The sequence below is a fragment of the Glycocaulis sp. genome, from assembly GCF_050485565.1.
Lineage (GTDB): Bacteria > Pseudomonadota > Alphaproteobacteria > Caulobacterales > Maricaulaceae > Glycocaulis.
In genome coordinates, this window is record NZ_JBJHBQ010000003.1 from 170,509 (window position 1) to 189,134 (window position 18,626).

General features: G+C 63.9%; 19 protein-coding genes. 9 read left to right on the forward strand and 10 right to left on the reverse strand.

What is annotated here, in order from left to right; all coding sequences use genetic code 11:
* Positions 1-9 precede the first annotated feature (9 nt).
* The 5 genes from ACQ5ID_RS04670 to ACQ5ID_RS04690 are packed head-to-tail and all read left to right on the forward strand — an operon-like array spanning position 10 to position 4,943.
* Positions 10-933: an ABC transporter permease gene (locus ACQ5ID_RS04670; protein WP_429911303.1), complete on the forward strand. Its 924-nt coding sequence runs from the start codon at positions 10-12 to the stop codon at positions 931-933.
* Entirely contained in the window at positions 933-1,745 is an 813-nt protein-coding gene (locus ACQ5ID_RS04675; protein WP_429911304.1) for an ABC transporter permease, read from the forward strand. The genes ACQ5ID_RS04670 and ACQ5ID_RS04675 overlap by 1 nt, the downstream gene beginning before the upstream one ends.
* Positions 1,742-2,539, forward strand: coding sequence for an ABC transporter ATP-binding protein (locus ACQ5ID_RS04680; protein ID WP_429911305.1), 798 nt, complete (start codon positions 1,742-1,744; stop codon positions 2,537-2,539). Before ACQ5ID_RS04675 ends, ACQ5ID_RS04680 begins: the two co-directional genes overlap by 4 nt.
* Positions 2,536-3,423: an ABC transporter ATP-binding protein gene (locus ACQ5ID_RS04685; protein WP_429911306.1), complete on the forward strand. Its 888-nt coding sequence runs from the start codon at positions 2,536-2,538 to the stop codon at positions 3,421-3,423. Before ACQ5ID_RS04680 ends, ACQ5ID_RS04685 begins: the two co-directional genes overlap by 4 nt.
* Positions 3,420-4,943, forward strand: coding sequence for an ABC transporter substrate-binding protein (locus ACQ5ID_RS04690; protein ID WP_429911307.1), 1,524 nt, complete (start codon positions 3,420-3,422; stop codon positions 4,941-4,943). The genes ACQ5ID_RS04685 and ACQ5ID_RS04690 overlap by 4 nt, the downstream gene beginning before the upstream one ends.
* Here the strand turns inward: ACQ5ID_RS04690 and ACQ5ID_RS04695 are convergent.
* Both ACQ5ID_RS04695 and ACQ5ID_RS04700 read right to left on the reverse strand, forming a co-directional pair.
* Entirely contained in the window at positions 4,931-6,385 is a 1,455-nt protein-coding gene (locus ACQ5ID_RS04695; RefSeq protein ID WP_429911419.1) for an MFS transporter, read from the reverse strand. The genes ACQ5ID_RS04690 and ACQ5ID_RS04695 overlap by 13 nt on opposite strands.
* Positions 6,319-7,476: a class I SAM-dependent methyltransferase gene (locus tag ACQ5ID_RS04700; protein ID WP_429911308.1), complete on the reverse strand. Its 1,158-nt coding sequence runs from the start codon at positions 7,474-7,476 to the stop codon at positions 6,319-6,321. The genes ACQ5ID_RS04695 and ACQ5ID_RS04700 overlap by 67 nt, the downstream gene beginning before the upstream one ends.
* A 109-nt stretch (positions 7,477-7,585) precedes the next feature.
* Here ACQ5ID_RS04700 and ACQ5ID_RS04705 point away from each other — a divergent pair, with 109 nt between their 5' ends.
* Positions 7,586-8,392, forward strand: a complete 807-nt coding sequence (locus ACQ5ID_RS04705) for a hypothetical protein (protein ID WP_429911309.1) — start codon at positions 7,586-7,588, stop codon at positions 8,390-8,392.
* A gap of 33 nt (positions 8,393-8,425) precedes the next feature.
* The gene (locus ACQ5ID_RS04710; protein WP_429911310.1) at positions 8,426-8,713 is read left to right on the forward strand and encodes a hypothetical protein; all 288 of its coding nucleotides are present in this window, start codon (positions 8,426-8,428) and stop codon (positions 8,711-8,713) included.
* 7 nt (positions 8,714-8,720) lie between these two features.
* On the opposite strand, the gene ACQ5ID_RS04715 is transcribed toward ACQ5ID_RS04710, so the two are convergent.
* Positions 8,721-9,920 (reverse strand): FAD-dependent oxidoreductase, encoded by a 1,200-nt coding sequence (locus ACQ5ID_RS04715; RefSeq protein ID WP_429911311.1) that lies wholly within the window; start codon positions 9,918-9,920, stop codon positions 8,721-8,723.
* Between the two features lie 222 nt (positions 9,921-10,142).
* On the opposite strand from ACQ5ID_RS04715, the gene ACQ5ID_RS04720 reads away from it, so the two are divergent.
* Positions 10,143-11,654 (forward strand): aldehyde dehydrogenase, encoded by a 1,512-nt coding sequence (locus ACQ5ID_RS04720; protein WP_429911312.1) that lies wholly within the window; start codon positions 10,143-10,145, stop codon positions 11,652-11,654.
* 1 nt (position 11,655) lies between these two features.
* Here ACQ5ID_RS04720 and ACQ5ID_RS04725 read toward each other — a convergent pair whose 3' ends face one another.
* Both ACQ5ID_RS04725 and ACQ5ID_RS04730 read right to left on the reverse strand, forming a co-directional pair.
* Entirely contained in the window at positions 11,656-12,351 is a 696-nt protein-coding gene (locus ACQ5ID_RS04725; RefSeq protein WP_429911313.1) for an SDR family oxidoreductase, read from the reverse strand.
* A gap of 4 nt (positions 12,352-12,355) precedes the next feature.
* Positions 12,356-13,174 carry a GntR family transcriptional regulator gene (locus tag ACQ5ID_RS04730; protein ID WP_429911314.1) on the reverse strand — a complete coding sequence of 273 codons (819 nt, stop codon included), beginning with the start codon at positions 13,172-13,174 and terminating at the stop codon, positions 12,356-12,358.
* Positions 13,175-13,400: 226 nt separating this feature from the next.
* Here ACQ5ID_RS04730 and ACQ5ID_RS04735 point away from each other — a divergent pair, with 226 nt between their 5' ends.
* Positions 13,401-14,066 carry an isochorismatase family protein gene (locus tag ACQ5ID_RS04735; RefSeq protein ID WP_429911420.1) on the forward strand — a complete coding sequence of 222 codons (666 nt, stop codon included), beginning with the start codon at positions 13,401-13,403 and terminating at the stop codon, positions 14,064-14,066.
* On the opposite strand, the gene ACQ5ID_RS04740 is transcribed toward ACQ5ID_RS04735, so the two are convergent.
* The 5 genes from ACQ5ID_RS04740 to ACQ5ID_RS04760 are packed head-to-tail and all read right to left on the reverse strand — an operon-like array spanning position 14,063 to position 18,560.
* Positions 14,063-14,977, reverse strand: a complete 915-nt coding sequence (locus ACQ5ID_RS04740; RefSeq protein WP_429911315.1) for a polysaccharide deacetylase family protein — start codon at positions 14,975-14,977, stop codon at positions 14,063-14,065. The genes ACQ5ID_RS04735 and ACQ5ID_RS04740 overlap by 4 nt on opposite strands.
* Positions 14,961-15,911 (reverse strand): polysaccharide deacetylase family protein, encoded by a 951-nt coding sequence (locus ACQ5ID_RS04745; RefSeq protein ID WP_429911316.1) that lies wholly within the window; start codon positions 15,909-15,911, stop codon positions 14,961-14,963. Before ACQ5ID_RS04745 ends, ACQ5ID_RS04740 begins: the two co-directional genes overlap by 17 nt.
* Before the next feature lie 17 nt (positions 15,912-15,928).
* Positions 15,929-16,792 carry an isocitrate lyase/PEP mutase family protein gene (locus tag ACQ5ID_RS04750; RefSeq protein WP_429911317.1) on the reverse strand — a complete coding sequence of 288 codons (864 nt, stop codon included), beginning with the start codon at positions 16,790-16,792 and terminating at the stop codon, positions 15,929-15,931.
* Positions 16,789-17,286, reverse strand: a complete 498-nt coding sequence (locus ACQ5ID_RS04755) for a 3-isopropylmalate dehydratase (protein ID WP_429911318.1) — start codon at positions 17,284-17,286, stop codon at positions 16,789-16,791. Before ACQ5ID_RS04755 ends, ACQ5ID_RS04750 begins: the two co-directional genes overlap by 4 nt.
* Positions 17,283-18,560: a 3-isopropylmalate dehydratase large subunit gene (locus ACQ5ID_RS04760; RefSeq protein WP_429911319.1), complete on the reverse strand. Its 1,278-nt coding sequence runs from the start codon at positions 18,558-18,560 to the stop codon at positions 17,283-17,285. The genes ACQ5ID_RS04755 and ACQ5ID_RS04760 overlap by 4 nt, the downstream gene beginning before the upstream one ends.
* Positions 18,561-18,626 lie beyond the last annotated feature (66 nt).

Here is an 18,626-nt window from a genome sequence, read left to right on the forward strand (position 1 = left end):
TTCAACCCCGTGTCTGCCCTTAAAGGACTGCGTGATCTGGCCTTCGTCCTGTTCGCGACGATGACCGTGCTGTTCTTCCTGCTGCGTCTGACGGGCGATCCGGCCATCGTGCTGGCGGGCGAGGGGGCATCGCCTGCGCAGGTGGAGGCCATCCGCGCCGAATATGGCTTCGATGAGCCGATCCTGATCCAGTATTTCATCTACGCCGGCAAGCTGCTGACGCTGGATTTCGGGGTGTCGCTGGCTGATGGCACACCGGCGCTGGAAAAGGCGCTGATCTCTTTTCCTGCCACCCTGTTTCTCGCCTTCATGGCGCTCTCCGTGAATCTGATGATCTCCCTGCCGACCGGGCTCTGGCTTGGGCAGGCCCGCAAGGGCGTAGCGCGGCGTGGCGTGAGGGGGCTCATCACCGTGATACAGGGCTTTCCCGGCTTCGTGATCGCCTTGTTGATGATCAATATTTTCGCCGTCGCGCTGGAATGGCTGCCGACGGTCGGCTTTGGCGGGCCGGCAACCTGGATACTGCCCACCCTGTCGGTCGTGTCCTTCCTGGCACCCAAGCTGATCCGGGTGGTCGAGGCCAATACCTATGCCGCGCTGACCTCCAACTATGTGCGCACAGCCAAGGCGAGCGGCGCGCCAGACAATGTGATTCTGTGGCGGCATGTCGCGCCGAACGCGCTTCTGGGCGCCATTGCGCTGGTGGGGGCGGAGTTTGCCTTCATGCTGACCGGGCTGGTGGTGATTGAGACCATCTTCGCATGGCCGGGCATTGGGTGGCTGCTGGTCCAGTCCACGCTCAGCCTCGACTTTCCGGTGGTTCAGGCCGTCGTGTTCCTGATGGTGCTTGGCGTGTTCGCCACCAACGCGCTGGCAGAACAGCTACAGGCCACGCTGGATCCGCGCATTGGTAATGCCAGGGGGGCGGGGTGATGAGCGCTCTGAAGCGTGTTCCCGTATTGGGCATTCTTATGGCGTTTGCGGGGCTGGTCTGCCTCGTCATCATGGTATTTGGCGATGCGCTGTCCGGCCATGACCACCGGGCGATGAATCTGGATTTGCGTCTGGCTCCGCCGCTGACGGGCGGGCATTTGCTGGGGACGGACGAGCTGGGGCGCGATGTACTCGCCCGGCTGCTTACCGGCTTGCGCTGGTCGGTCGCTACCGCGCTCAGCGCCACCTTCATCGCCTTTGTCATCGGTACGACGTTCGGGCTGGTGGCCGCCCGCGGGCAGTCGGCGCTGGGTGGCGTGATGCGCCTGCTGACGACGTTTACACAAGCCTTTCCGCCCTTCGTGCTGGCAGTCACCGTGATCGCGGTCATGGGCGATGCCGGCTTCTTCTCTATAGTGCTGACGCTGGGGCTGGTGACATGGCCGGTATTTTCCCGCGTGGTGTATGCCGAGGCGCGCAGCCTGTTCGAGCGCGAGCATGTTCTGGCGGCGGAAATGACGGGGATGCCTGCCATCCGCCTCTTCGTGCGCCATGTCCTGCCCGGCCTGATACCCAGCCTGTCGGTGCTGGTCGTGTTTCACTTCGCCGACATGATCGTGGCCGAGAGCGCGCTGTCCTTCCTGGGGATTGGCGCGCCGCTGGGGGCGGCGACATGGGGCGCAATGCTGTCTGAAAGCCGGGGCTACATGCTGTCAGCGCCCTGGCTGACGCTCTCTCCGGCTCTGGCGATGGTGGCGATTATCGTCTGTGCGCATGCTCTGGGCCAGCATCTCAGGAATGCGAACCGATGAGCCAGCTTACCGCATCTGCGCCGCCCTCGCTCGGCGTCAACGGCCTGCGCATCAGTGCAGGTGACAATGTGCTCGTGCCCGGTCTGTCCCTGACCATCGGCCGGGGCGAGATATTGGGCATGGTCGGCGCGTCCGGCTCCGGCAAGACGATTTCGGCCTTCTCACTTGCCCGGCTGCTGCCCGAAACGCTCACTCAGTCCGGCGAGATCAGCCTTGAAGGCGAGCGGATCGACCTTCTGTCCGAAGCGCAGATGCGCAAGGTCCGCGGCGGGCGCATCGGCATGGTGTTTCAGGACCCGCTATCCTCGTTCAACCCGCTGCGTACCGTGGGTTCGATACTGGTGGAGTCCATCTGCCGGCATCAGGGACTGCCCGCCAGTCAGGCGCGCGAACTGGCCATCGAGACGCTGGCCACGATGCGGCTTCCGGGCCGCAATGCGTCAGTGGACGCCTATCCCCATATGCTGTCGGGCGGCCAGCGTCAGCGCGCCATGATCGGGCTGGCGCTGGTCAACCAGCCGGCGCTGATTATCGCCGATGAGCCGACGACCGCGCTCGATCCCACGATCCAGCTGCAGATACTGGCCCTGCTGCGCCATCAGGCTTCAAGCGCGGCCTGCCTGTTCATCACCCACGATATTGGCGCGGCATCGGCCATCTGTGACCGGCTGGCTGTGATGAATGCAGGCGTGATCGTGGAGGAGGGACCGACAGATCAGCTGCTCTCCTCGCCCACTCATCCGTTCACGCGCGAGCTGCTCTCGCATGCACCGGGAGGCGCGCGTTTCCGATGAGCAGCCCCTTGCTTCAGATACGTGATCTGGTGATCGATTACGGAAAGGGTGCGAGCCGTTTCCGGGCCCTGCATGGCTGCTCGTTCGACCTTGAACCGGGACAGGTCATGGCGGTGGTGGGTGAGTCCGGCTCAGGCAAATCCTCGCTTGTCCGCGCGGTGGCCGGGCTGGTGGCGCCTGCTTCGGGCGAGATGCTGCTGGATGGACAGGCCCTGCCACCCTTGCGCAAACGCCCGCCAGAGATGCGGCGCGTCATCCAGATGGTTTTTCAGGACCCCGGCGCCAGCCTCAACCCGCTGCACCGCGTCCATGCCATTATCGAGGAGCCCCTGCTGGTCACTGGCTATGGCGATGCGGCGCGCCGTGCTGTCCGTGTGGCCGAGCTGATGGAGATGACCCAGCTTTCCACTGACCTTGCCCGCCGCCGGCCGCGCGAATTGTCGGGCGGGCAGAAGCAGCGTGTGGCGATTGCCCGCGCGCTGGCAATGGAGCCGCGCCTGCTGATTGCGGATGAAGCGCTCTCGGCGCTGGATTTCACGACGCAGGACCATGTCTCGCGCCTGTTGTCGGACCTGCGCCGTGACCTGAACCTTGCCATGCTGTTTGTCTCACACGACATGCGCAGCGTGCGGCGCATGGCCGACGATGTATGCGTCATCGAGAAGGGCCATGTGGTCGAGCAGGGGCCGGTCAGTGAGGTCCTCTACAATCCGAAATCGGCCTATACGCGGCTTTTGCTCGCGGCGGCCCTCAATCCGCGCGCCGCGCTGTCCGATCCGCGCCTTGCCGAGGCGCTGGAGAACGGGGAAGCGGTATCGGAGGAGGCGCTGAAAGGCGTGATGGACATCATCCGGGGCGGCGCACTGATGGGAGATGCGCGATGAGATGGCTGCTGACTCTCTGTGCCGTCACCTGCCTGGCGCTGGCCGCCTGCTCGGATACAGGCAGCAGCGCCGGTGACGAACAGGTATTGCGCGTCGGGGTGGCGTCTCTCCCGGCCAGTCTTGGCAATCCCTATCGCGGCAATGGCCGTCCCGGCTCGCTGCTCTGGCATGCGATTTTTGACGGGCTGACCCGGCTTGATTTTGATGGTGATCCCGAACCCGCCCTGGCGGTAGATTGGGAACTGGTGTCACCCAGCGTGTGGCGCTTCACCCTGCGCGACGGTGTGCGTTACTCCAACGGGCGGGCGTTCGACGCCGAAGCCGTTGTGGAAGTGTTCGAGTGGCTGGCGACACCGGAGGGGCGGCGCAATCTGATCGGCATCGAAATGCGCGATATCGTGGCGGTGCGCGCGATTGATGCGCTGACCGTGGAGTTCGAGACCGCGCGCCCCGATCCCGTCCTGCCGCGCCGTCTGGTGACGGTGAACATGGTGGAGCCACGCGCCCTGCAGGAGATGGGGCTGGACGCCTACAGCCGCGCGCCGGTGGGCACGGGCGCGTTCATCATGACCCGCTGGGATCAGCGCCGCCGCCATCTGACGCTGGAGCGCAATTCCGATAGCTGGCGCGCATCCTCTCTGGACCGGCTCGTCTTTCTGGAACTGCCGAGCTCGGCTGGCCGCACCCAGGCGCTTCTCTCCGGCGATGTTGATCTGGCCCTGATCGATCTGGAGGAAATGGACAGGCTGGAGCGTGGCGGATTTCCCATCCTCTCCACGCCGTCCATGCAGGTGAAGGCCTATACCTTCCGCGTCGAGGGCAGCGGCGAAAACTCGCCCATTCGCGATGTGCGGGTGCGTCAGGCGCTCAACTACGCCGTCGACAAGGATGCAATCTCTGCGCTTCTGCCGGGCGGTGCGGTCCCCTCCGGCCAGCCAGCGCCAAGCGGCGTGTTCGGCCACGACCCTTCGATTGAGCCATACCCTTATGATCCGCAGCGCGCACGCGCCCTGCTGGCAGAGGCGGGGTGGCCGGACGGGTTTGAGCTGACGATGGAAGTGCTGACCGATGCGGCGCCGGGCGATGATCTGATGACACAGGCGGTGGCGGAGTACTGGCGTCAGGTGGGTGTGAACACCCGGCTGCGCATTGTTACCCTGCCGGAATATCTCAACCGGCTGCTGACCAATAACTGGCGCGGCGATGCTTTTGCTCTGTCCTGGAACAGCTTTCAGTACAATGACATCACCCGCGCGATGAATGATTTTTCCTGCGGGCGTTTCGTGCCGTATTTCTGCGACGAGGCAATCACGGCAGAGTTTCAGGCCGCGCGCGTGCTTCACGACGAAGATGCCCGGCTTGAGGCGTATCACGCACTGGCGCGCGCCTACCGGGAGGCTGCGCCGTCCGTCTTCCTGGTGGAGCACCGCGACCTGTTCGCCTACGGCCCGCATGTGGAGGGCGTGCAGATACGTCACCGTGTGCCGGTATACGAAGAGATCACGCTTCAGCGCCGCTGAGGCGCGCCGCCAAGCTTTGCCAGGCTGATTGCGGCGGCCAGCAGGGCGAAGACTGCCGCAAGGCCCAGTGCCAGCCGGGGCGCGTCGCCGCCTGCAAGGTGGAACATGCCGCCCATCACTACAGCGCCGGCCGTCTGACCGGCGAGACGCCCGGAGGCCAGCAGGCCGCTGGCACCGCCGCTGCGCCCGCGCGGCGCAGCCATCAGTATGTCGCGGGCATTGGGGCTCTGGAACAGGCCAAACCCGATACCGCAGCCTGCCAAAGCAGCGACCAGCAGGGCAGGCGGAGCCGAGGCGGGCATGAAAGCCCATGCTGCAAGGGCCGCCGCAAACACGGTCATGCCCACGCCGCCGAACAGTCCGGCCGGCACGCGCCCGGTAAGCGATCCGCTAAAGCTGGCGGCCATGCCGGTTGCTACCGGCCAGGCCACCATCATCAGCCCGGTTTCCACCAGCGAGCGGCCGAACACTACGTGCATGAGGAAGGGCAGGGCGATCATCGCCAATGCCTGGGCCATGAAGGCCGTTACCGCCGCGCTGGCAGCAAGGGCCATAGACCGGATGCGCAACAGATCCATCGGCACGAGCGGGGCAGGCTGGCCGCGCGCGCGCCAGACCAGCGCGGCCAGCAGGGCCAGCCCTGAAACGGCGATGATCCAGCCTGCGGGGTGGCCGTGCAGCCCCTTGTCGACACCCAGAAACAGCAACACGAAGGCTGCCGCATTGAGCGCTGCGCCCGCCCAGTCGAAACGCGCCCTGCTGGCCGTTGCGCCGGGCAGGGCCCAGACAGCGAGGGCCAGCGCGCCTAGGCCGATCGGCACGTTGAAGGCAAACAGCCAGCGCCAGTCCGCCACCGACAATATGCCTGCAGCGACCGCTGGCCCGGCAGCGGCTGATGCCGCGACTACCAGCGCGTTTAGCCCGACCCCGCGCCCCAGCATGGCGACCGGATAGGTGTGGCGCACCAGAGCGCCATTAATGCTCATGATGGCGGCTGCGCCGATGCCCTGAAAAACCCGCGCGGCGATCAGGAAGCTGGCATCGGGTGCCAGTGCGCATGCCCCGGTGCCCGCAACGAAGATGGCCAGTCCTGCCCCGTATACGCGCCGGAACCCGATGCTTTCACCGAGCGCGGCCATGGGAAGCAGGAGCGCCAATATGGTCAGCTGATAGGCGTTGACCGCCCAGATCATGCGTGATGGCGGCGCGTCAAATGCGCTGACGAGGGCGGGCAGTGCGATATTGGCGATGCTGGCGTCCAGCACGCACATGGCTATCGCAACCGCGATGGCCAGCGCAGACAGCTGCCGGCGTGGTGCGGGCAGTCCGTCAGCCGGTTCCCCGCCCGCGCCGGGGGCAGGGGATGGCGGCGGTGTCAGGACGTAAGGGCGGTGCCGCGTTGCCCGCTGGCATCCGGCTTTTCGCCCAGAACGAGATACCAGGAGCGCGGTCCGTCGCGCATTTTCACCGTGGTCTCCACCACTTCGTCGTCGGCAAACCCGATTTCGCGCATGACGCCGGGTACGTCGGCGTTCAGGAAGTCATCCCAGAACGGCTCGTTATTGTTTTTGGTCTGCCAGGCGAACATGAATTTCTCGAACTCGGAGAAGTCGGCGCCCTTCACCGGCACGTCCTGGTGAACGACCACCCCGCCCGGCTTGAGAACGCGGCGGGCCTCGGCGAAAATCTTGCCGAGCATGGGGCGCGAAACCTCGTGCATCATGTTGTGGGAGATGACGAGATCGAAGCTCTCGTCCTCGAAGTCCATCCGCGCAGCATCCATCTGGTGGAAATGCACTGTCAGGCCCATGGCCTCGGCGCGCAAATGGGCGTAGCGCAGCATGGCCGGAGCGACGTCCACCGCGTGAACCTCCGCGTCCGGGAAGCGCGCCGCATAACCCACAGACGCCCCGCCCGCCGAGCAGGCAAGGTCGAGAATGCGCAAGGGCCGCATCGTGCCATAGCGCTCTTCAAGGAAGTCTATGATGGCCGCTGACTTGCTGTCTTTCGTGCCGATCCCGGTGCCGGCAGAAAACGCGTTGCCGCCGCTTTCATACAGCGCGCCAGCGATGATGTCGTTGCCGCCCGCGTCGCGCATATAGCCGCCCGGCTGGCCGTGAATATGGGCCGCAAAGGCATCATCGGGCGCGTCAAAATCACGGGCCAGCGACAGCGTGCCGCCAGCCGGAGCATTGCTGAAGCGCGAGGCGGCTTCCTGCATGCGCGGCAGGTCGCGCGTGATGGTTTCCTCGACACTGTTCCACATCAGCTCCTGAGCGCTGCAGCTGAGCGCGCTCCAGAGCTGGTAATAGGGATCGACCGCCATCGCCTCGCCGATCTCAGCCTGACTCTGCGGCTCCTGGCCGGTGGCAGCCTTGTGCCGCTTGGCCGCCCGCGCCCTGAACACTTTCTCATTGCCCGGCTGAAGCTGTGTCAGGCGGCGTTTGAGCTGCACGACGTACTGGGTGCGGGCCGCCTCGTCATGGTTGGGACGGGCGAGAAGGTCATGGGTGGCAGTGCGGTCGATAATCATCGGGCGGTCTCGCTTTGCTAGCTGGCACGCGATATGGACAACATGTATTTAAATGAATACATCCTATGAGATCAAGGTGCCAGATGTTTTCAGCTGACGGATCGAGATTGTGACAGACAGACACGCATCTCCAGCCCTCTCGCAGCCGCGCCCCGATCTGGGGCGGTCCGGCGTGATTGCACTGATGACGCCGGCAGAGAACCCTACGGCAGAGCCTGAACTATCGGTTCTGCTGGGGCCGGACACCAATCTGCTTTCAACGCGTATGCACATCGCGGACGGCGATATGCATACGCGTCTGGAAGGCTATGGCGACAACTTGACCCAGTGGATGACGCCCTTTGGCAAGGCCCCGCTTGATGCGGTGATTTTTGCCTGTACCGGCTCCAGCTATCTGGCCCGGCCGGGCGAGGCACCCGGGCGCTTCCTGGATCATGCAGGCAAGGCTGTCCCGCTCATCGCTGCTGCCAATGCCGTCCATGACGCGGTGACAGCGCTGGGTGCGCGCAGGCTGGTTCTGGTCAGCCCCTATCCGGACAGCCTTACCGCCGCTGCGGTAAAATGGTGGACTGCACAGGGTCTGGACGTACGCAAAGTGCTCGCTGTGCCGCCTGCGGCATCTGGCCATCCCATCTATTCGCGCAATACGCACGCAATCCTTGGTACGCTGCGAATGGCCGCGCGGATGGAGGGCGATGTCGTGCTGGCGCTGGGGACAGGCGCGCCGAGCCTGCCAGCGCTCGCTATTGCTTCACTGGAGGCAGATATTCCCATGCTGTCGTCGAATCTGTGCTCGGCTTGGGCAGCCAATGCCGCGCTGGGACAGTCTTCCTCACCGCTGGACTGGCTGGCAGCCAGCGCATCCTGGCGCCAGCGCCTGCATGACCGCTTTCCGGCCCTCATGGCCGACCTCTAGCTCATCCGTCTTTCACGCAAACAGGAATATCCCATGTCCTCGACCCCCAAAGCTCCCCGCCCGGTATTCTTTGAAGATGCGGCCAATGACCGCCTGACGGCGATCATCACGGCGCTGGCGGCAGAGGTCGCGGTGCTGTCTGACCGTGTTCACAGCCTTGAGGCCACGCTGGCGGGCAAGTCGATACTCGAACCCGGCGCGATAGACGCCTATCAGCCCACCGCTGAGCAGCTGGCAGCCCGGCGTGAGCGCCATGAAGCGTTCAATGCACGGGTATTCTACGTGCTTCAGGAAGAGCTGGACGCGCTGCCGCCGGAATAGCAGCAGGTCAGGTGATCGTCCCGGCCCGGCGCAGCCCCTCTATCATCGATGAGCGCATGATATAGGCCTTGGCCTTTACCGGGTCGGCGGTGACGGCTTTCAGCCCGTCGAGGATCACGCGGCGCTTTTCAGGGTCGCGCTCCTGCATGCGGCGCCGGTTGCGGTCAGCCTGCTGGAGGATTTCCTCCTCGGCCACCGGGCGGCGCTGACGGGTGTAGAGATCTAGCAGCTCGACCGGTGCGCCTGCCAGAACCTCCTTGAGCTTGCCGGTCAGGTTGAAGACATCATGAATGCCGCCATTCATGCCCATACCGCCGCTTGGGCTGTTTACGTGCGCCGCATCGCCTGCCAGCACCACGCGGCCCCTGCGATAGTCTGAGACAATGCGCATATGCACGCGGTAGGGGCGTATCTCGAAGACATTGTAGGGCTCGTTTCGCGGCACGATGGCGTTCAGCTTGCGCTGGATGCTTTCGGGCTTGAGCGCATCTTCAATGGATTCGCCTTCGGACGGGTAAAGCGAGCAGCGCCAGAATTCCTTTAGCTGCAGAAGCGAGAAAGTGCCGCCATTGCGCCAGACATAGTTCACGTTGGAGAGGCCCGGCAGGTGCTCCTCGAACGCAAAGTCGGTGATCGCCAGAATGGTGGTTTCCGGGTAGGTCAGCCCTTCCAGCGTCAGGCCGACCTGTTCGCGCACCGTGCTGCGTGCGCCGTCGGCACCGATGAGGAAGCGCCCCGTGATGGCGAGCTGTTCACCGTCCTTGATGGCGTGCACCTGCACCGCGTCATCGGTCTGTGTGACCGTCTCCACGCGCGCGCCCATGATGATCTCGGCAAAGGGCGCGCCGGTGAGCGCATCTGCCAGGATATGGCACAGGCGGAACTGTTCGCATTGTAGACGGAAGGGGTGGCGCGTTTCACCTTCGAGGAGCGAAAGGTCGAACACGGCGCGGTCATGTGTTTCGTGCTGGCGGATCTGCCAGGAGGGACAAATCAGCCCCTGGTCGATCAGGGGCTTGGCGATTCCATACTCATCGAGCATGTCCAGCGTTGGCGGGTGGAATGTCGATGCCCGCAAATCTTCCGGCAATGAGGGTTCGGCTTCCAGCACCACACACGATATACCAAACGCGTTCAGGCGCAGCGCCGCAGCCAGACCGACCGGACCTGCACCGACGATAATGACCTGCGTATCAAGCTTTTGCATGAAGTCCTCTACCCAACTTGTATGCTTCTTGATACGTTTGCGCGAGCGGTTCGGCAACCCCTACAGACTGCCCTAAGTTCCGAATGATAGATAAAGCCATAGGATGAAAGGTGATGCAGCAGGTTCGTTGACTTGTCAGATCGCCTCATGTCGTATTTTTAGCCAGACATCAGCCAGTCCCATGGTGACCGGCTCGTGACCCAGCTTCTGAGGATATTGTCCATGACTCATTCCGCCTCCGGTGCCAAACACAAGCCTGCTGCTACCCCGACACTGGTGACAGGTTTTATTGATGGCGGCTTTGTGCCCGGCGGCAAAGCCCATGTTATTCCGGTCTACTATCCCGGCACCGGACAGATTGTCTCCCAGCTGCACGAGAGCGACGAGCGCGAAGTGGACTTGGCTGTCCGCTCTGCCCGCGCAGCGTTTGACACCGGTCCCTGGCCGCGCCTGGCCATCGAGGAGCGTCAGGCCGTCCTGCAGGCCATCCACGATGCGATTCTGGCCCATGACGAGGAGCTTGCATATCTGGAGTGCCTGAATACCGGCATCGTCATGCGCGAGGTGCGCCAGCGCCATATCCGCCGCGCAGCGTACAATTTCAAATTCTTCTCCGAAGTCATCAGCCAGCAGCCGGGAGAGGTCTGGACCCAGAACCGGGATTATCTGACCTTCGTCACGCGTGAACCGGCCGGTGTCGCGGCGCTGATCGCGCCGTGGAACGCACCGCTGGCACTGGCCTCGATGAAGATCGCGGCCGCTATCGCTTTCGGCAATACGTGTGTGCTCAAACCGTCAGAACAGACGCCGCTATCGCTGGCCCGGCTTGTAGAGATCATTCATCAGGCCGGAGTGCCCGCCGGTGTGGTCAATCTGGTCAATGGACGCGGGGGCGTGACGGGCGTGGCGCTGGTGGATCATCCCGGTATCGACCGGGTTGCGTTCACTGGCGGCACGGCCACGGGGCGCACCATCATGCAGGCGGCTGGCAAGCGGCTGAAGCCCGCCTCGGTGGAGCTGGGCGGCAAGTCGGCCAATATCATCTTCGCCGATGCCGATCTGGAGCGGGCACTCGATGGCGCGCTGCTGGGTATTTTCTCCAATAATGGCCAGCAATGCCTCGCAGGCTCCCGCATACTGGTGGAAGAGCCGATTTTCGATGATTTCGTCGAGGCGTTTGTAGCGCGTGCGCGCAAGCTGAAAATCGGCGATCCGATGGCCGATGATACCGAGCTTGGCCCGATCGCCTCGGCGCGCCATCGCGGCCACATACTGTCCTATGTCGATATCGCCCAGAAACAGGGGGCACAGCTGCTCACCGGCGGCAAGACCATTGAGGGCGATGGCTATTTCATGGAACCGACAGCCGTGCTGGCCGCCGACAATGCCAGCCGTGTCTGTCAGGAGGAAATCTTCGGCCCGTTCGCGGCCTTCCTCAAGTTTTCCGGGCGCGAGCAGGCGGCCGCGATGGCAAATGAATCCCAGTTCGGTCTGGTGGGTTATGCCTGGACGCAGAACCTCGATACGGCGCTGTGGATCAGCCGCAATGTGCGCACCGGCCTGATGTGGGTAAACACGCCGCTGATGCGCGAGCTGCGTGCGCCGTTCGGCGGTATCAAGGATTCCGGCATTGGCCGGGATGGCGCGGCGGCCTCGCGCGATTTCTTCACCGACGAGAAAACGGTGACGATCCCTGTTGGTGATGTGCCGCTGCGCAAGCTGGGACTGGGCTGAGCTACCAGTCCAGATCCTCGCCCGTATAGCGGAAGAAGCGGCCTGAATCGGCGATGGTCATGGCTGTCATCGCGGCGAACAGGCCATGTGCGCTTTCGCGGACCGAGACCTTCTGGCCACCCACGCCGCGTGTGAAATCCGTGTCGACATAGCCGGGGCTGAGCAGGGCGATTGTCACGCCCCGATCTTTGAGATCATGCGCCAGTGAACGCATGGCCATGTTCAACGCGGCCTTGCTGGTGCGGTAGAAATAATTGCCGCTGCTGGTCCGCGATATCGATCCGAGGCTGCTGGAAATGGCGACGATCTTTTTCTGATCGCTCGCCAGAACGTTCTCCAGCAATGCTTCCGTGACGCGTACCGGTGCCAGCAGGTTCACGTTCAGCACGGCGCGCCAGGCGTCATAGTCGAGCGAACCCAGCTGCGTGTCTCGATGGGTGATGCCTGCATTATTCACCAGAATATCGATGGGCAGGCCGTCGAGTGATGCCGTAAGCGCGTCCAGTGAAGCCGCGTCGCTGACATCCAGCGTCTCGATACGAACACGGTCTGCGAAGGTGTCCGAGAGCGCGGCCAAGGCAGCATTGTCCGGCCCTTCACGGCAGGTTGCTACAACATCCCAGCCCTGTTCAGCGAAGACGCCAGCCAACGCAAGGCCGACACCCCGGCTGGCACCAGTGATCAGTACACGTGGCATCGGCCTATCCGATATGGCGCCATTGCGGCCGGCTGGAGCTGTTATCGCGCGTCAGCAGCATGTGATACTCGTACTGGTCAGGATTATAGAGGCCCTGCTGGTGCTCGAAGGGTTGCCCGGCCTCGTCAAACACGGTCCGGCGCAGGCGGATCAGAGGGGCGCCGACCCCGACCGAGAGACGGTTTGCCGCACGGTCATCGGCGGCCACGGCGCTGATCGTCTGCTCGGCGCGCATGGCCTTGATGCCGGTTGCTTCCAGAATGCGCATGACCGGCCGGTCATCCATTTCTTTCTCGGAAATGCGAGACGCGAAGGCGGCCGGAAGAAAAAGGGTCGTCAGCGACAACGGCTTGGACTTGTAATAGCGCAGACGTTCGATGCGCAGCGCAGGGGAGCCGGGCTTCAGATTCAGCGCAGCGGCGGCGACGGCTGGAACCGGCGCTGCGGCGTCAAATGCGATCAGTTTTGCGGTAGTGTCGAGGCCCAGCGTAATGAGGTTTTCGACAAGACCGGCCAGACGCTCGCTGCCGCTCTCACCGCCGGGCGGGCACGCGAAAGTGCCGACACCATGGCGGCGCACGATCAGGGCTTCGCGCTCCAGCATTTCCAGCGCGCGCCGCACCGTCACCCGCGAGACGTCATAGGTCTTGCTCAGCGACATCTCCGGTGGCAAGGGCTGGTCGTGGCCGAACAGGCCGTCCTGAATCTGCTGGCGCAGTATCGTGTAGAGCTGGTGATAGACCGGCAGGCTGGTTGTCTGCGACGAACCAAGACGGCGGCGGCCAACCTCTGACGCGGCTTCGGCCTTTTGGGATTTTGGCAAGTCGTCATCCTCCGGCATCAGGGCAGGCAGCCACAAGGCGCGTCACCCTTTTTTCTTTGATACTGTCCCGCGTTGCCCTCCATCAGCAAGCCGTTCGTGCAAGCTGGCAGCGGGCGAGCAGGGCTACAGCGCTGGCAGCTTGCTTAAATGGTCTAGATTTATAACATTTGAGCCAGCCCGATTTGAGAGGATGTGACAGATGGCCGATCTCGTATTCCAGCCGACAATGGTCCGCGAGGACAAGACGGCGCGCGAGCTTTTCGAGGCGGTGAAGGCCAATCCTGCGCGGGCGCGCTTCGGCTTTGGTGAGAAGTTGGCCGTGGTGAATGTCGATTTCCAGCAGGCTTATACCCGGCCCGACCTGTTTCCAAAGACGGCCTATGTCACCCATCCTGACCAGATCGGTTTTACGAACCGGATCAGTGTCCTGGCGAGGCAGAAGGATATGCCGGTGATCTGGAGCCACGTGGCCTACAAGCCGGATGCGGGCGATGCCGGCGTCTGGGGTACGCGCACCGATACACCCGACAGCCTGCAGAACATCCGCTATGACAGCGAGCGCCATAAATTCGATCCGCGCTGCGAGATCGACGAGGCACGCGATCTCATCTTCACCAAGCGCATGCCGTCGGCCTTCTTCGAGACGCCGCTGGCGAGCTATCTGGTCTGGCACAAGGTTGATACGGTGCTGGTAACGGGCGGCTCCACATCAGGCTGCGTGCGGGCGACAGCTGTGGACAGCCTCAGCCATGGCTACCGCACCATCGTTGCGGAGGAGTGTGTGGCCGACAAGCATGAGAGCTACCACTACGCCAACCTCACCGACCTCCAGCTCAAATATGCCGATGTCGTATCGGCGCAGGAGGTTATGGACTGGCTGGCAGCGCGCTAGCGCGCCGCGCCGGCGATCTGGCTGGCTGTAGCGCTCCACACATCATCATTGCCTGCCAGCGCTTCCAGTACACGCCGCACCGCATGCATGCGGAAGGGCTGCCCGCTGACATAGGGAGTGAGCGAGAAGGAGAGGACCTGACCTCCGGCGCGGGGCGCTTCTGAAATCATCAGGCGGGCGGCTTCAAGTATCTGGTCGGCCCACTCATCCTCACTCTGGCGGCGGTCGATGAGCAGGGTGCGGTCATCGAGCTCGTTGTAGAGCGGCACGGCGCTGACCTCGCCAGAGGGCGTGCGCATCGCCACCGGCACGCTGTCCTGCTCCCAGTCGAGGCAGACATCGAAGCCGTGCTCCGCGATCAGTTTCAGCGTGGCGAAGGATTGCTGCCGGGCCGGGCTCATCCAGACGCGCGGCGAGAGGGCGGAACGGGCGAACGCCTCGCGTGTCTCGCCGATCCAGCGCTCTTCCTCTCCCGGCTCCAGCCCGCTCCAGTGGATGCGGTCGGCTTCCAGACCGTAAGCGGCGATTTCGTGCCCGCCGTCCTTGATGGCCTTGATGAGCGGTTTGGCGCGCTCCAGCAGCGCGGCATTGACCGGGACAGTGGCGTGCAGGCCCGTTGCGGCCAGCGCGTCCAGAAGGCGGAAAATCCCCACCCGGTTGCCATAGTCGCGGGTCGTGTAGTGGCGCAGGTCCGGCCAGGGCGTCATCATCGCGCCGGGATGGCGGAATGGCTTGCCTTGCGGGTTGAGCCGGTGCCACTCGACCGGCACCACGATCAAGGCAGCCAGCGCCTTGCCGCCCGGCCAGGTGACGGGTGTACGCTCGCCAGACGGACGCCAGTCATAATAGCTCTGGTCCATGCCGTGGCGGCGGTGCTCGTATTTGAGATAGTCCTCAGGCAGCGGCATCATCAAACCCCGTTCCGGCGCGTTTGCAGCCCTTCGCCTCAATGTCGGCGAGGCTCTGCTCCCAGTAGTTTTCCCGGAAATGCCCGGCGATCTCGGCGGCGGTGGCAAACCATACCTCGTCCTTGTGCGCGGTTATGTGGGCAAGCGCGTCCTCGAACGGGCCGATACGATGGGCCTGGGCGACCAGATAGGCGTGCAGCGGAATGCACATCACCGTGCCGCTCTGCGTGCCTTCGGCCAGAAGCTGGTCGAAATGGCGTTTGAGCACATCGGCGTAGCGTGTGGGCGTCATCGCCAGCGCGCCATAGGTGATGACGTCATTGACCTCCAGCGAGTAGGGCATGGAGACAAGCTTGCCCGAGCGTGTCTTCAGCGGCTGGGGCTGATCGTCCTGGAAGAGGTCGCACGTGTACCAGAAATCATACTCCGCGATCAGGTCCATCGTGCGCGGCGTATGAGTCAGGGCAGGGGCGAGATAGCCTCGAATACGCTGGCCGGTAGCCTCCTGCACGGTGCGGATGGAATCCTCGATGACGGCGCGCTCCTGCGCCTCGTCCATCTCGTAGGAATAGCGCGTGTTGTAGATGCCGTGGCTGAAAAACTCCCAGTCTCGCGCGGCGCAGGCTTCAATGATCTCCGGGTGGTGCTGACACAGGGCTACGTTCAGCGAGACAGAGCCGCGAAGGGCGTACTTGTCCATCAGCTCCATCAGCCGCCAGTGACCGACCCTGTTGCCCCAGTCGCGCTGGGAATAGCCCACCACGTCCGGCGCCGGGCGCGGCCAGCCGGGACGCTTGGGGTTCGCCGGCGGGTTGAACTCGTAGAACTCGATATTGGGCGCGATCCAGAAGGCGAGCTTCTTGCCGCCTGGCCATTCGATTTTCGGGCGGTCCCGGTAGGGCCAGTAGTCGTAAAGATTGGGATCGGCGGTCGTCATGTCTGATGGCCTTCCGGTTAAGCTTCGTAACGCTGGCCCGTGGCCAGCATGTCGTCCAGCCCGATACGGGCATTTACCCCGGCAAGGTCCGTCATCTGACCGCGCACTGCGCCTGTCGAACCATCCGCTTTTAGCGTGGCGAAGAAAGCTTCCGCTGCCGGGATCAGCGCGCGTACCAGTGCGCCGGGCGATATCACCAGACGGTAGCCGAGCTCTGACAGTGCCTCGACGCTGCTGAGCGGCGTATCCCCGCCTTCCACCATATTGGCCAGCAGCGGTGCGCGCCCGGCAAAGCGCTTCGCGGCCTGACGCATCTGGTCCAGATCGCGCGGGGCTTCGATGAAGAGCACGTCCGCCCCCGCTTCGAGGAAGGCTTCGGCGCGCTCCATCGCAGCGTCAAAGCCTTCAACGGCTATGGCATCGGTTCGCGCGATGATGAGGGTCTGCGGGGAGCGGCGCGCATCAATGGCTGCGCGGATTTTGCCCGCCATCTCGGTGGCCGGAATAACGCCCTTGCCGCGCAGATGACCGCAGCGCTTGGGGAAAGTCTGGTCTTCCAGCTGGATCGCCGTAGCGCCTGCGCGCTCCAGCATTCTTACCGTGCGCTGGACGTTGAGCGCATTGCCAAAGCCCGTATCGGCATCGACGATCAGGGGCAGGTTCACGCGCTCGGTGATGCGCCGGGTCACATCGGCCAGATGATCCAGGCTGACAAGGCCGATATCGGGCCGTCCAAGCTGGGTATAGGCGACCGACGCACCGGACAGATAGACAGCCTCGAACCCGGCCTGTTCTGCCAGCAAGGCCGACAGCGCGTCATAGACGCCGGGTGCCAGAAGGGCAGGGCCGCTCGCCAGCCTGTGTTTCAGGGTAAGGCTCATGCATGCTCTCCCTTCGCCGCGAGGCGTTTTTTGAGATGAGGTATCAGCCCGCCATCGGCGATCATGCCGGTCAGGTGACCGGGCAAGGGCGCAAAGCTGTAGCGCGTGTCCTGCGTGTGGTTGAACAGGGTGCCGACCTGCAGATCGAGCGACAGACGGTCGCCCGCCGCGATATGGCGCGCCTCGTCCAGCGTGATGCAGACAAGGCCCAGATTGATGGCATTACGCCAGAATATCCGCGCGAATGAGCGGGCGATCACCGCTTTCACGCCTAGCAGTTTCAGCGATACCGCGGCCTGCTCACGCGATGAGCCAATGCCGAAGCTTTGCCCGCCGACAACGAAATCTCCCGGCTGGACTGTGCGGGCGAAATCCGGATCAATGGCGCTGAGGCAATGGCTGGCCAGCTCCTCTGGCGGCAGCTTCATCAGATAGCCCGGCGCCATGACGTCGGTGTCGATATTGTCGCCGAATACGAAGGCTCTGCCGCTCATGGTGCCACCCCTTCCAGCATGGGGCGCGGATCGGTGATGTGACCGGCGACCGCCGCTGCGGCAACCGAGTAGGGCGATCCCAGATAGACATTGGCGGATTTCGCGCCCATGCGGCCCTTGAAGTTGCGGTTCGTGGACGAGATGCAGGTCTCACCCTCCGCCAGCAGGCCCGCGCCCATGCCCGCACACGCGCCGCACCCCGACGGCAGCAGGATGGCCCCGGCTTGCGTCAGCGTGTGCAGCGTGCCGTCAGCGCTGGCTTCGTTGGTGGTGCGTGCAGAGGCGGGCGCGATCAGCAGGCGCGTGCCGGGGGCCACTTTACGTCCTTTGAGGACGCGCGCGGCCATGCGCAGATCCTCGATCTTCGCGCCCACGCATGCGCCGATATAGGCTTGATCGATCTTTACGCCCTGATGGCCGGAGACCGGCAGGGTCCGGTCCGGGCTGTGCGGCGCGGCGATCTGCGGCTCCAGCGCGTTTGCATCGAATGTGTGGCGCGCCGCATAGCGGGCATCAGCGTCGGAGGCGAGGGCGCGCGCCTCGACCTCATCCTCGACCGGAGCGCCAATTTCGCGCAGGTAGTCGAAGGTCACGCCATCGGGCGCGACGACGCCGGTTTCGCAGCCCAGCTCGGCGGCCATGTTGCAAAGGACCATGCGCTCGGCCATGCCCATCGCCTCGACCGTTGGCCCGGCGTATTCCACCGCCTTGAACGCATTATCGAGCCCCAGCTGCTTGCACAGGAAGAGCATGACGTCCTTGGCAGCGACGCCATCGGTGAACGCGCCGCGCCACTCGACCCGTATTGTTTTGGGCACCGAGAGCCAGGTGCGCCCGGTGGCGACGATGGCGGCCATGTCGGTGGCGCCGTAGCCTGCTGCATACGTGCCAAAGGCACCGGCCATGGGGGTATGGCTGTCTCCGCCCGCAATGACCGCGCCGGGGCGTATCAGGCCGTGCTCGGGCAGCACCACATGGCAGATGCCCACCATGTCGAAAAAGTTCTTCACGCCGTGCGCGGCGGCAAAATCGCGGGTGAATTTCAGGATCGACGCACTTTCCGCATCGACGGCCGGGACATAGTGATCTGACACGATGGCGACCCGGTCAGGGTTCCACAGGCCCACACCGAGCTCTTCGAGCATCGGCGCCCAGCGGCGCGGGCCGGAGCTGTCATGGGCAAAAGCCAGGTCGATATCCACGGTCACGATTTCGCCCGCGCGCACCGAGCTGCGGCCCGCTGCGCGCGCAATGATCTTTTCAACCAGGGTCATGCCCTGCGCCATGGAGCGCCTCGTGGATCTGCCAGCGTGCAGCATGATGCTTGCCCGCTCAAAAGA

Excerpts from the sequence above, each read along its gene's own strand:
- ACQ5ID_RS04740 (WP_429911315.1), bottom strand. The coding sequence starts at position 14,977 with ATGATGCCGCTGCCTGAGGACTATCTCAAATACGAGCACCGCCGCCAC.
- ACQ5ID_RS04675 (WP_429911304.1), top strand. The coding sequence starts at position 933 with ATGAGCGCTCTGAAGCGTGTTCCCGTATTGGGCATTCTTATGGCGTTT.
- ACQ5ID_RS04745 (WP_429911316.1), bottom strand. The coding sequence starts at position 15,911 with ATGACGACCGCCGATCCCAATCTTTACGACTACTGGCCCTACCGGGAC.
- ACQ5ID_RS04760 (WP_429911319.1), bottom strand. The coding sequence starts at position 18,560 with ATGACCCTGGTTGAAAAGATCATTGCGCGCGCAGCGGGCCGCAGCTCG.
- ACQ5ID_RS04710 (WP_429911310.1), top strand. The coding sequence starts at position 8,426 with ATGTCCTCGACCCCCAAAGCTCCCCGCCCGGTATTCTTTGAAGATGCG.
- ACQ5ID_RS04725 (WP_429911313.1), bottom strand. The coding sequence starts at position 12,351 with ATGCCACGTGTACTGATCACTGGTGCCAGCCGGGGTGTCGGCCTTGCG.
- ACQ5ID_RS04755 (WP_429911318.1), bottom strand. The coding sequence starts at position 17,286 with ATGAGCGGCAGAGCCTTCGTATTCGGCGACAATATCGACACCGACGTC.
- ACQ5ID_RS04735 (WP_429911420.1), top strand. The coding sequence starts at position 13,401 with ATGGTCCGCGAGGACAAGACGGCGCGCGAGCTTTTCGAGGCGGTGAAG.
- ACQ5ID_RS04685 (WP_429911306.1), top strand. The coding sequence starts at position 2,536 with ATGAGCAGCCCCTTGCTTCAGATACGTGATCTGGTGATCGATTACGGA.
- ACQ5ID_RS04720 (WP_429911312.1), top strand. The coding sequence starts at position 10,143 with ATGACTCATTCCGCCTCCGGTGCCAAACACAAGCCTGCTGCTACCCCG.
- ACQ5ID_RS04690 (WP_429911307.1), top strand. The coding sequence starts at position 3,420 with ATGAGATGGCTGCTGACTCTCTGTGCCGTCACCTGCCTGGCGCTGGCC.
- ACQ5ID_RS04715 (WP_429911311.1), bottom strand. The coding sequence starts at position 9,920 with ATGCAAAAGCTTGATACGCAGGTCATTATCGTCGGTGCAGGTCCGGTC.
- ACQ5ID_RS04680 (WP_429911305.1), top strand. The coding sequence starts at position 1,742 with ATGAGCCAGCTTACCGCATCTGCGCCGCCCTCGCTCGGCGTCAACGGC.
- ACQ5ID_RS04700 (WP_429911308.1), bottom strand. The coding sequence starts at position 7,476 with ATGATTATCGACCGCACTGCCACCCATGACCTTCTCGCCCGTCCCAAC.
- ACQ5ID_RS04750 (WP_429911317.1), bottom strand. The coding sequence starts at position 16,792 with ATGAGCCTTACCCTGAAACACAGGCTGGCGAGCGGCCCTGCCCTTCTG.